Genomic DNA, 12,116 nt, shown 5'->3' with positions numbered 1-12,116 from the left:
TCGCCACCCGTAGAACGACGTCAAATACCTTGGAGCCCTGGAATTTTCGATCCTACCCGGATGACCGACGGTCGCACCGCAGGCACCGCTGAAGCCCAACGATCGATCTGCGCACTCATGAGCACTACGGCCTGTTCAACAAAGGTACAAATCCCCTATCGGGATGGGTATCGCGCCAACGAAACTGTACGTCGCTCGAGAAAAGCAAGACCGGCGTCACTGGCCGCAGGCGAGTGGAGGTGTCAGATGTCGTTTGTGATCACGGCCCCGGAGACCATGGCGGTGGCAGCAACAGATCTCGCGGACATCAGCTCGACGATCAGTTCGGCCAACGCGGCAGCGGCGGCGCCCATCACGGGGGTGGTGGCTGCGGGCACCGATGAAGTGTCGGCGGCGATCTCCGGATTGTTCAACGCGTACGGCCGGGAATTTCAAGCCCTGAGCGCGCAGGCCGCGACATTCCATGAGCGGCTGGTGAGCCTGTTGAATGGCGGCGCGGCAGCATATCTCGGCACCGAGATCGCCAACGCCGAGCAGGCGTCGATCAGCGCGGTAAATGCGCCCGCGCAGACCTTGCTGGGACACCCGTTGATCCCGACCGGCGGCCCCTCGGCGCTCGGACAGGGCGTCGGTGCGATGATGGCCGCCGGGCGGGGTGCGGTCGCTGCGGCTGCCGGGTCAGCCGCGGCGTTGGCGGCGGAGGCGACTCCGGGTATTGCCGGCCCGTACCAGGACCTCATTGCGACCACATCCGCCAACCTGCAAAGCCTCGGCAGCACGTGGGCTACCAACCCGGCGCCGTTCTTGCGTCAGATCGTTGCCAACCAGATGGCATATGGTCAGACCATCGCCACATCGCTGCAGAACGCGGCCCAACACCTCGGTATGGCGCTGTCCGACCCTTCGGCGCTGAATCAGGTCGCGACAGACCTATTCCCGATCACTGCCATTCCCGCGCAGATCCAGCAGAACCTCGTCAATATCGGGACCACACTCACGAAGGTGACGCCGGCGGTGGCCCTCGCGGCATTAGGTCCCTCACTCAGCACCCTCGGAGGATTCGGGACCGCCATGGCGGCCCTTACCGGCGCGGTGCAGACCGGCGATGTCGCGGGAGCATTAGGTGCGCTGATCGATGCTCCTGCGTTCGTCGCCAACGGCTTCCTCAACGGCGAAGTGACACTACCGTTGTTGCTGCCGCTTGGCTTGGGGCTGGTGGTGCTTGACATCCCCTTTGACGGGATTCTTGCTCCGCCACACGCCATGACAGGAACTCTGGTGTGGTTCTTGCCGCCGTTTGTGGACGACATCTCCGGTCCGCCCGTCAGCGGCATTCTTCCCACCCTGATGAACGTTGTGCCGCAACAACTCGCGCTGGCGATCACCCCGGCGTAGTCGTCCTGACGCGGCCACCCGCGGCGGTGCGGGTCGGCATGCGAGCAACGGCCACGATGCATTTTCTCGATACCCGCGTGTTTTCCGGTACTGGGCTCCATGATGACTAGTACGCGTTAGCACGAGGGGTAGGCGATGTCATTTGTGCTGGTGGGGCCGGAAGCATTGGCGACGGCCGCGGCGGAGGTAGCCCAGATCGGTTCGGCCGTCAGTGTCGGCAACCTGGCGGCGGCCATTCCGACGACCGAAGTGGCAGCAGCGGCCGCCGACGAGGTGTCGGCGGCCATCGCGGCGCTGTTCGGGGCGCATGCCCAGGAGTATCAGGCGGCGGCAGCGCAGGTCGCGATGTTCCACGAACAATTTGTGGGCACCTTGAGCGCCGCGGCCGCGTCGTATACCGGCGCCGAAGCGGCCCTTGCCGCTGATCTCGGTGCAGCCGTTTCCAACGGATTCCAGACCGCGGTCTACGGCCCGATCCACACCGCGGGTCAGGCCTGGATCGGCAGCCCGTTGGGCCAACTGCTCGACCCGGTCATCAATGCCCCGACCGGCATGCTGTTGCACCGCGATCTGATCGGCAACGGAGCCGCCGGCACGGCGGCAAACCCGACCGGTGGCGCCGGTGGTTTCCTGTTCGGCGATGGCGGACCCGGCTATACCCCTATCAGCGGTCCCGGGGCGGTGCCCGGCGGTAACGGCGGCAGCGCCGGGTGGATCGGCAACGGCGGTCCCGGTGGCGCCGGCTTCGGCGGCGGGACCGGGGGCATGGGCGGCACCGGCGGATTGTTCATGGGCAACGGCGGCATGGGCGGTCTCGGCGGTGCCGGCGGGGCCGGCGGCCAGGCCTTGTTGTTCGGCACCGGCGGCCTCGGCGCGACCGGCGCGCCAACTGGCCGTGGCGGGTTGATCATCGGCGAGCCGGTCAACGTCTTCAACTGGCTCAACCCGCCCAGCGGCAACGAGCAGTCGATCGTCATCGACTTCGTGCGGCACGGGCAGACGACGGCCAACGTGGCCGGCTTGATGGACACGGCGATCCCGGGTGCCAATCTCACTGCGGTGGGCCAGCAACAGGCAGTAGACATCGCCAACATACTTGCGCCGCAGGGCCCTTTCGCCGGGTTGTTCGACTCGCAGTTGGTCCGGACGCAGCAGACGGCCGCTCCGCTGGCAGCGATGCTGGGCATGACCCCGGGGGTATTGCCGGGGCTCAACGAGATCAATGCCGGCATTTTCGAAGACTTTCCCCAGATAAGTCCCGCCGGTCTGCTCTACTTGGCCGGCCCGATGGCGTGGACCTTCGGTTTGCCCATCGTGCCGATGCTGAACCCCGGTTCGATCGACTTCAACGGGGTGGTTTTCGGTCACACCTTCAACGGTGCGGTGCAAACCATGTACGACGCCGCCCTGGCCAACCCGGTGCCGTCGGCGGACGGCAAGGTCACCGTCGTCTCGTACTCGAGCGCGTTCACCATCGGCGTTGGCACGATGATGGCCGTCGACAACCCCAATCCGCTGCTCATACTGACCCACTCGCTGCCCAACACCGGCACGGTCGTGTTGCAGGGTGATCCCACCGGCGGCTGGACGATGACCAGTTGGGACGGGATACCGGTCGCGCCGGCGTCACTGCCGACCCAACTGTTCGTCGACGTGCGCAACCTCATCACGGCCCCGCAAATCGCGGCGTTCGACATCGGTTGGTCGCTGTTCACCGGCGATCCGGCGACGATCGTCAACGCGGTTCGCACCGGAATCGACGAGGTCGGCACGGCGGTGGTGCAGTTCCCGATCGCGGTCGCCGAAGACGTGATCCACGCCGTGTGGGGTGCCGTTCCGGTCCCATGACCGCTGCAGCCCGTCGCGATTCTGTTGGGGGGTTTGGCTTCGCGGTATTTGCCGCGGGTCAGTTGTTGGCCTTACGAGGTGTGACTTAAGTCCCCAAATCACGGGCCTTGGGTCACAGATCGCAAAGGTTCGGCGATGCTTCGAGCGGGCGCGCGTAGCGTCTCGAAACAGTCTTAAGGGTCCTACTCGGACTCGCCACCCGCTCGTGATCGGGGTTAGCATGTCATCTTTCTTGTTCGCCGTGCCCGACGAATTGGCCGCGGCGTCTTCCAGCTTGACCAGCCTGGGGTCGTCGATCAGGGAGGCCCGTGTGGCGGCGGCGGGCTCGACGACGTCGATTGTGGCGGCGGCTGAGGATGAGGTGTCGGCGGCGGTCGCGAGGTTGTTTGGTGGTTACGCCCAGCAGTTTCAGGCGCTGGGCGCGCAGGCGTCGCTGTTTCATGACCAGTTCGTGCAGGCGCTGAATGGCGGTGGGTTCTTGTATGCGGCCACTGAGGCCGCCAGCGCGTCGCCGCTGCAAGCGGCCGCGTCTGCAGCCGCGGGCGTGCAAGACGCGATCAATACGCCGGTCCAGCAGTTCACGGGACGGCCGCTGTTTGGGCCGGGCACCAATGGCGCGCCGGGCACCGGGCAGGCCGGTGGTCCCGGTGGGTGGTTGTGGGGCAATGGCGGCGATGGCGGGTCGGGCACGCCCGGTACGGCCACCAGCCCCGCCGGTGGCAGTGGGGGGGCCGGTGGGTCGGCATTCCTGTTCGGCTCGGGCGGTCACGGCGGGTCCGGTGGGACCGCCTATGCGGGCAGCGGCGCGGCCGGCGGTACCGGAGGCAACGGTGGTGCAGGCGGGCTGATCTTCGGCGGCGGCGGGGCCGGTGGTGTCGGCGGGCTGGGTGCGGCCGGTTCGCCCACCGCGGCGCCCGGCATGGGTGGTCACGGCGGGGCCGGCGGCACCAGCTATCAGCTGTGTGGAGCCGCCGGTGCCGGTGGTGCCGGTGGGCAGGGCGGCCCCGGCTATAACGCCGCCGCCGACCCGATGGCCGCGCCTGGCGCGTCTGGCGGCCATGGCGGCCCCGGCGGGGTCGGTGGCGTCGGTGGCCGCGCGTTCGGGCTGTTCGGAAGCGGCGGGGGCGGCGGTGTCGGCGGGGACGGCGGCGTGGGTGGCACCGGCGCGCAGGGCGCCGCGGGCACGCTGTTTTCCACGGCCGGCACCGGCGGTAATGGCGGTGAGGGCGGCACCGGTGGCGTCGCCGGGGCCGGCGGCTCCGGCGGATTCTTCGGGTCCGCTGGTGCCACGGGCGGCGCCGGTGACGGCGGCAGGGGCGGCACCGGCGGGCTGGGCGGCGCCGGCACCTCCGTGAGTGGGGGCGGGGCTGGCGGCACCGGCGGCAGGGGCGGCCTTTCCGGCGGCGTCGGTGGCACCGACGGTGCCGGCGGGGACGGCGGCCAGGGCGGCAGCGGCGGGGCTGTCGGTACCGGTGCGACTGCTGGCGCCGGCGGGGCCGGTGGCGCGGGCGCCGCAGCCACTAGCGGCGGGCCGGGCTATGGCGGTGGCGGCGGTGGTGGCGGCGGGGGCGCCCGGGTGCTACCCACCAGCGGTGGCACCACCAGCGGTACCGCCACCGGTGGTGAGGGCGGCGTCGGCGGCGCCGGTACCACCGTGGCCGCCGGCGGGGTTGGCGGCCAGGGAGGTAACGCCACCCTCGCCGCCAGCGGTGCCGGCAGCTCCGCCGACGGTACCGCCACCGGCGGGGCCGGTGGGGCCGGCGGCACCAACCACGCCAACGGCGGCCGCGGGGGCACCGCCAGCATCAGCGCCAGCGGGGGCGCCACCATCACCGGCGGCACGGCCACCGGCGGCGTCGGCGGTGCGGGCACCACCAGCGGCAGCGGCGGCACCGGCGGTTTCGGTTACCTATTTGCCAGCGGTGCTGGCAGCTCCACCAGCGGCAGCGCCATCGGCGGCGTCGCGGGCGCGGGCACCACGGGTGGCGTCGGCGGCAACGGAGGCGGCGCCCGGATCGGCGCTTATAACGGCGGCACCGTCACTGCCACGGCTACCGGCGGCTACGGGGGTGCGGGCACCACCAACGGCCGCGGCGGCTCCGGAGGCGGCGGCTACGTCTTCGCTAACGGCGCGGGCAGCTCCGCCAGCGGCACCGCCATCGGCGGCGCCGGGGGCGCGGGCACCACCGGCGGCACCGGCGGCGACGGAAGGTACGGCGCGATCAGAGGTTATAACGGCGGCACCGTCACTGGCGGCACGGCCACCGGCGGCGCCGGGGGCGCGGGCACCACCGGCGGCCTCGGCCGCTACGGAGGCGGCGCCACCCTCTTCGCTAACGGGGCGGGCAGCTCCGTCGGCACTAGCTCCGCGACCGGCGGGGCCGGCGGGGCCGGCAGCGACGGCGGCCTCGGCGGCGCCGGAAACATCGCCCGAATCAACGCCACCGGGGGCGGCACCGTCACCGCCAGCGCCACCACCGGCGGGGACGGCGGTGCCGGCATCACCGGCGGCTTCGGCGGCAGGGGTGGGCAATCCGTCTTCACCGCAAACGCCGGCGGCACCATCACCACCAGCACCGGCACCGGCGGTGCCGGCGGTAGCGGCACCGGCCTGGGCAACACCGGCGGCGACGGCGGGGCCGCCGACCTCACAGTTCCCCCTCCCGCCCTCGTGACGGGAGCGGTCGTTATCGGTGCGCCCGGCGCGAATGTGCCGTGACAGTTCGCCGCTGATCGAAACGCAACCGCGGTTGCCGTCATACGGTGCTGCGACTGCCCGGTCGAGGCATCGGGTTGCCGCTGCATCCGCGCAGTCGCTCGCACCGGCCCACCTGGAGCGACTGGGCATCCCGCATCGCCTAACCAGCCCCACGGGCTCGGGGACTGTCCCGTTCAACGCATGCTCGGTAGGCAAAAAGCGCCTTACGCAATGCCGCTATTCGCTCTCTGAGAGAGAACAAACCTCACACGACCGTCAGCCCGGCGGGAATCCTCTCCGGGTCCCGCCAGAAGGCGTCGTGGATGAAGCGGTTGAACAGATCCGGCGGTAGCAATGTGTCGCGCGGCTCGGCCGTGACCGTGGGGCGCACGGTGTGCAGTCCCGGTGTCCCGGCGCGCTCGTCGAACTCGGTGACGTCGTACTCGACATGGCCGAAATCGTGGTCGAACACCGGCTCACCGAGAAACGAGTAGATGGCCTGCATCGCCTTGGCCGGGTCGGTGCTCAGGGTTTCGTACTGCAGCAACAGAAGTCGATCCCGTTGCGCTCCGTAGCATGCCTGCCGCAGGGCATCGTAGGGGCCACCGACCATGCCATCGGGCGCCACCACACTCGTGGCGCGGCTGAAGACCGTGCCGCCGGCGCTGTAATTGAAGATCGACGACGGGCTGAAGACGTTGCGTTGTATCAACCGCTCGATGCTGTCCACCACCCACTGCAGTTCACGCACACAGGCAATCACTTTCGCCTCGGGAAACAGCCGCGCAATCGCCGGCATCCACGCACACCAGCCGCGATTGGTGTCAAAGATCACCTCGGCGGTGGAGTCCGCATAGAAGTCGTCGAATAACCCGCGCAGGATGCGCTCGCGCTTGGCGTCGTCGATGAACACCGAAAACTCGTTGCGCCCGCTCATCTCGTCGAGCAGGGCGCCGAACAGGCCGGCCAGCGGACCTGACATTCCCGCCTGGAACCGCGGGTTTTGTCGCAGCAACGCGGCCAGCAACGTCGAACCCGAACGCGGCAGACCGGAGATGAAATGAATGGCTTTCACGGCACACCCCCGACCTAACTTCCGCACATGGAATGCCCTGCGGACGTCTACCCGTGTGATGCCGTCATGTTAACCGATGGCAAATGCCTTTATCGGCTGATCGCACACGAACGCGGCCGCCCGCCATGAGCCAGACTTATCAAGATCAGCCTGCGAACACCGAGGCGGAGCAATTGCCCCTCGAGGCCCACGCTTGTCATGGGGAAGGGTCCGCTCTAAGACGGTCAGCGTCGATGCGGGTGAGGTGAGCCCGTCGTAGTGGTCCAGTCGTTATGCGACTTCATTGCCCGATGTTCGGGCAGGAAGAATGAGCAACGACATGGCATCGAACAAGCGCCGGCGGCATACGCCGGATCAGATCATCCGCAAGCTGGCCGAGGGCAACAAGCTGTTGGGCTCCGGCCAAGAACTCAACGAGGTGTGCCGGCATCTTGAGATCGCTGAGTCGACGTGGCATCGCTGGCTGGCCCAATACGGCGGCATGAAAGCCAGCGACGCCAAGCGACTCAAAGACCTCGAAGCCGAGAACGCCCGGCTCAAGAAGCTGGTCGCCAACCAGGCTCTCGACATCGACATGCTCAAGGAGATCTCGGCTGACGCTCCTATAGATGTCAAGTGCTGAGTTGGGCGTAGTCGGCGCGGAGTGAGTGGAAGATTTCGCGGGCCAGGTAGCGCTTTTGGCAGCGGATGATTTCGGGCATGGACAGACCTTCGGTGGTGCGGCGGTCAGCGTAGGCGCGGCTGCGGGGGTCGTAGCGCAGTCGCACGACGGTGGCGATGTGCAGCGCGCTGTTGCTGGCGCGGTCGCCGCCGCGGTGTAGTCGGTGGCGGTGGGTTTTGCCCGACGACGCCGGGATGGGGGCGACGCCGCAGAGGTGGGCAAATGCGGCTTCGCTGCGCAGCCTGTCGGGGTTGTCACCGATGGTCACCAGCAGTGCCGACACGGTGTCTGGGCCGAGCCCGAATATCGCGGCGGTCGCCGGTGCGGCGGTCTGGATGAGGTCGTCCAGTTGCTTTCGTAGGGAACGTGTTTCGGTGTCGAGATGCTGAGCCCGTTGGGCGATCGAACGTAGGGCCTGTTTGGCCGACTGGGCGGGGTCGAGGAGGTTGGTGGGGTCGGGCCGCAGACGTGCACAGGCGGTAACGAGCTGCGCCGAGGATAGAGAACGTAGCTGGGTGCGCAGTGGTTCGGGAGCGGTGATGACCATCGAGCGCAGGGTGTTGAGGGCGGCGGTGCGGGCTTTGACGGCACCGTTGCGGGCGACGCGCAGCATCCGGATGGCTTCGATGGGACCGTCGGCGAGCTTCGGCGCTCCGCTTGCTTTGCCTGCCAGTACGGTTCGTGCTGCTGCTTCGGCGTCGATCGGATCGCTCTTACCGCGTTGGCGGCGGAGTCGTCGGTCAGGTCGGGGAACTTCGAGTACCTCGATGCCCTGCTGGTGCAGGTAGCGGGCAAGCCCGGCCCCGTAGGCGCCGGTTCCTTCGACACCGACCTGGCCGAGTTTCCCTTTCGACCGCATCCATGTGAGCATCGATGCGTAACCTACTGGTGTGGCGGAGAATTCGGCGTCGGCGATCAGCCGGCCGTTGCGGTCGATGACCGCGGCGTGATGGGTGGCGCAGTGCGTGTCCACGCCGCCGATGACGAGTCGTTTGCTGCCGGCCATGTGCACGGTAGTCCCTTTCCGTTGGTCGGGTCGTACGAAAAGGGGTGGACAGGCCAGTGATGGGCCGCGGGCGAGCACGCTCCTATCAGGTCACACCGCTTCGCGCCGAAGCCCGAGTTCTCATGTGGTGGATGCCGCCCCGAGGCTCGACAGGTCCTCACGAAAGGCACTCGATCGGCCAGGAAATTTCGGGGTCAGATCCTCGGGCCGGCATCCGATAACCATCATCACTGGAAACTTCTGACCCCGAACCGCAAGCGCACTGCCGTCACGGCTCTGCGCGAGCGGTTCGGGGTATCCGAACGCCGTGCCTGCACGGTCGTGGGTCTGCACCGATCGACGATGCGCCTGACGCCGCCGATCATCACCACCGAGGAGGCCGAGTTGCGCGCCTGGCTGCGCCGGTTCTCCACCGACCGGCCTCGCTGGGGGTGGCGGCGGGCAGCCAAGATGGCCCGTCGAGCCGGCTGGAAGGTCAACAACAAGCGGATCCGCCGGCTGTGGCGCGAGGAGGGCCTGCGGGTCCCGCAGCGCCGCAAGAAGAAGCGGCTTGACCGGTATCGGTGTCGAGGTGGGGGCGATGTCGCCGATTCGCCCGAACGTAATCTGGGCGATGGACTTCCAGTTCGACACCACCGCTGATGGCCGCACGCTCAAGATGCTCAACGTCATCGATGAGTTCACCCGCGAAGCACTGGCGATCGAGGTCGATCGATCCATCGACGCCGATGGCGTCGTCGCGGTCTTGGATCGCCTGGCCACACTGCGAGGAGCGCCGGTCTATGTGCGTTTCGACCACGGCCCGGAGTTCGTGGCGTATGCCGTGCGTGATTGGTGCCGATTCAACAGTGCTGGTTCACTTTTCATAGATCCGGGCTCGCCGTGGCAGAACGCTTGGATCGAATCGTTCAACGGCCGGCTCCGTGATGAACTACTCAACTCCTGGCGCTTCGACTCGCTGCTGGAAGCCCGGGTAATTATCGAAGACTGGCGCCGCGACTACAACGCCAACCGGCCCAATTCGGCCCACGGCGAACTCACCCCAACCGAGTTCGCCCTACAGTGGACCACGACCCACCGACCCCAAGCCGCATAGCGACTGGACCATCAAATGGGTCCCCCTCACAACCTGACGCACTGGTATGTGCAATCTGAGGCGGCCAAGGCTCGCGCTGCCGGCCAGCCAACCATGGCGACCATCTGCGGCGGCAGCATGGCAACACCGCCCGGCCATCTTGACGACAAGGGGCGCTCAGCCGAACCCGGCCTAGTCAAGCCCAAGACGATGCGGGAAACCGAGTATGAAGACGCTGCGACCGGGCTGTCGTGGGTGTGGCGAGTCCCCGTTACTGAGTCCACCTGGTCTCAATCACCGGGAACACGCCATCGCCTCCGAACCGGAGAACTACTAGCGAGACAGCGCCGACGACTTGCATGAGATACGCCGCCGGGCCCTTAATGGGAACCAGACTCATTGTCGAAGTGTTTACCTGCTCCAACCAGGCTACTGGTCGCATGCCACGCACTATCTTGTTCGTCTATATCTACTTCGAGCCTTTAGAACAAATCGGCAAAGACTTCTTTCTCCTCAGGCTTCCCGTAGCGGCTCACGAACCGCAGCGCAGTCGATCCATTTGTTGTTTCGATCGTGGGATCAGCACCGCGCTCGCGGAGCAGTCGCATGATGTTGAGGGCAGCGGGTGTGGTGTTGCGGACGGCGTTGTACAGCGGCGTCTCCCCTTTGGTGTTCTTGGCGTTGACGTCGGCGCCGGCATCCAGCAGCAAGCGAACGGCTTCGTCGCTTTCTCCTTTGGTCGCAAAGTGCAGCGGTGTGGAGCCTTCGTCGTCGATGGCGTTGACGTCGGCGCCGGCATCTAACAGCCGGCGCGCGTTCGCCAACATGAATTCCACTATCTTGCGGTGGTTTTCGGCCTTCAGCTCTGGATCGGTTAGCGCTGCTGTGTGGTCCAGACCCACTGGCGCGTCAATCACCGCGTAATGCAGCGGGGTCCGTCCCGCACGGTCGCGATCGTTCATATCATCCTGCCTCTCTCGGTAGTTCGGATGCGTGGCTGAGGTTTCCTGGCGCGTCTTCGACCTGGTAAAGCCCGGGGCGGTTGCAGTACTCGATGAGCTGCTGTCGGGTCCAGTGCTCCCGGATGGCCATGTCTCGAATGCGCCACCATTCCTGACCGCTGACATGGCCGAGATGGTAGGTGGGGTCTACGGGGTACCGGATGCCGTCGGCGCCGAGGTAGTACTTGCCGTCCGCGCTCTTCGGCAGGTTCAGAATCGCGTCCTCGTATTGTTTGGACACCGGGACCAACACATTGTCATCGGTAGCGCTGATGTAGTACTTCCCGTCGGGCGTCCTTTCTGGCTGCCGCCTCAACAGCTTGTCGGGTTCCGACCCTGATGTAGGGCCGCGACAACAGGTCAAGGCCTTCGGTGCCCAACAACCCCGGGATGGCGCCCTCGGCTAGGAACAGCTGTGCGCGAGCGGAGAGCAGTGGCGACAGTTCACCCACCGCCCGTACCGCGTTGCCGAGGGCACTAGCGGTCGGCAGGCTAGAGGCTTCGGCTGCGACCCGAAACTCGCGGATAATGTTCGCGATCCGTGCACCGGTGGCCACCAAACGCGCTACATCGACGACCTTCGACACACCCTCACTTATGGCCGCCGTGAACGGAATAAGAACCGCGGCAACGGCTTCGGTGACCGCTACAGTCGCCCCAAGCGCGGCCATCTCATGCAGGATCTTCGAGTGCGCGTCATCGATTGCCTGCGCGTAATCCGAGCACGCCGTCCCTGCCGCGTCGAAGCCGTCAGCAACCGCTTTGAGCGAATCTCGCTCCAGAGCGCAGTTGGTGGCCGCAACCGGGAACTCTGGTGACTTTTGCGCACGCACCGACTCGATCACACCGTCGTTGGCGATATCGGCCGCAGCGCGCAATTCCCGCGCCGCCCCATGCCAGGCGTCGGCGGCCGCACGCAGCTTGTCTTGGTGACCATTGGGCCACATCTCGCCCTGCACATAGGCCTGAATGGTGTGCCACCACCCGGGCACATCACTATGCCCGCCCTCCGCGGACGGGATGGCCGGCACTAAGAACATCGGTTTAGCGGTGGGCGGAAACGCCGGCGCACCAGCGTTGTTCATCGCTGACTGCTGATCAGCGTTTTGATGGTTGACCGCCGTGGTGGCCAATAAATCCGAGCACTGAGCTGCACCCATGATCGCGGCGGTCGCCGCCTCCATCAACCCCGCCCCACCTGCACGCCCGCCGACCAGCGCGTCGTACTTCAGACCCCAGGCATGGGCGCCGGTGTCGGTGCCGGCCATACCAGCGGACCCTTTCAACACCCCCGCCAAGTGCTGTACGGCCGCAGCTGCGGCGTCATAGTGCCGTAGACGCGTCCGGCTTCGGCGAC

At 67.1% G+C, this 12,116-nt stretch carries 8 protein-coding genes and 2 pseudogenes; 5 read left to right on the top strand and 5 right to left on the bottom strand.

The window, feature by feature from the left end:
- Positions 1 to 246: 246 nt before the first annotated feature.
- From MKAN_RS10915 to MKAN_RS32560, 3 genes are all read left to right on the top strand, one after another.
- Positions 247 to 1,395 carry a PE family protein gene (locus tag MKAN_RS10915; RefSeq protein ID WP_023368240.1) on the top strand — a complete coding sequence of 383 codons (1,149 nt, stop codon included), beginning with the start codon at positions 247 to 249 and terminating at the stop codon, positions 1,393 to 1,395.
- 135 nt (positions 1,396 to 1,530) lie between these two features.
- On the top strand, positions 1,531 to 3,243 hold the full coding sequence (locus MKAN_RS10910; protein WP_023368238.1) for a PE domain-containing protein: 1,713 nt from the start codon (positions 1,531 to 1,533) through the stop codon (positions 3,241 to 3,243).
- Between the two features lie 220 nt (positions 3,244 to 3,463).
- The gene (locus MKAN_RS32560) at positions 3,464 to 5,962 is read left to right on the top strand and encodes a PE family protein (protein ID WP_023368236.1); all 2,499 of its coding nucleotides are present in this window, start codon (positions 3,464 to 3,466) and stop codon (positions 5,960 to 5,962) included.
- Between the two features lie 244 nt (positions 5,963 to 6,206).
- Here the strand turns inward: MKAN_RS32560 and MKAN_RS10900 are convergent, their stop codons facing one another.
- Positions 6,207 to 7,016 (bottom strand): sulfotransferase family protein, encoded by an 810-nt coding sequence (locus MKAN_RS10900; RefSeq protein ID WP_023368234.1) that lies wholly within the window; start codon positions 7,014 to 7,016, stop codon positions 6,207 to 6,209.
- Positions 7,017 to 7,335: 319 nt separating this feature from the next.
- On the opposite strand from MKAN_RS10900, the pseudogene MKAN_RS10895 reads away from it, so the two are divergent.
- Positions 7,336 to 7,611, top strand: a pseudogene (locus MKAN_RS10895) (transposase); the annotation flags it as partial.
- Between the two features lie 16 nt (positions 7,612 to 7,627).
- Here the strand turns inward: MKAN_RS10895 and MKAN_RS10890 are convergent.
- Positions 7,628 to 8,683 (bottom strand): IS110 family RNA-guided transposase, encoded by a 1,056-nt coding sequence (locus MKAN_RS10890; protein ID WP_023368230.1) that lies wholly within the window; start codon positions 8,681 to 8,683, stop codon positions 7,628 to 7,630.
- A 234-nt stretch (positions 8,684 to 8,917) separates the two neighbouring features.
- On the opposite strand from MKAN_RS10890, the pseudogene MKAN_RS29600 reads away from it, so the two are divergent.
- Positions 8,918 to 9,779 (top strand): annotated as a pseudogene (locus MKAN_RS29600) (IS3 family transposase); the annotation flags it as partial.
- A gap of 461 nt (positions 9,780 to 10,240) precedes the next feature.
- Here MKAN_RS29600 and MKAN_RS10880 read toward each other — a convergent pair.
- From MKAN_RS10880 to MKAN_RS10875, 3 genes are read right to left on the bottom strand one after another with little or no spacing between them, the layout of a single operon-like run.
- Entirely contained in the window at positions 10,241 to 10,720 is a 480-nt protein-coding gene (locus MKAN_RS10880; RefSeq protein ID WP_036395442.1) for an ankyrin repeat domain-containing protein, read from the bottom strand.
- A gap of 1 nt (position 10,721) precedes the next feature.
- Entirely contained in the window at positions 10,722 to 11,000 is a 279-nt protein-coding gene (locus tag MKAN_RS30420; protein WP_160937834.1) for a GH-E family nuclease, read from the bottom strand.
- 16 nt (positions 11,001 to 11,016) lie between these two features.
- Entirely contained in the window at positions 11,017 to 12,027 is a 1,011-nt protein-coding gene (locus MKAN_RS10875) for a WXG100-like domain-containing protein (protein WP_023368224.1), read from the bottom strand.
- Positions 12,028 to 12,116: the final 89 nt, after the last annotated feature.

The organism is Mycobacterium kansasii ATCC 12478, from assembly GCF_000157895.3.
Classification (GTDB): domain Bacteria; phylum Actinomycetota; class Actinomycetes; order Mycobacteriales; family Mycobacteriaceae; genus Mycobacterium; species Mycobacterium kansasii.
This window is presented reverse-complemented; position numbering and strand designations above follow the sequence as displayed.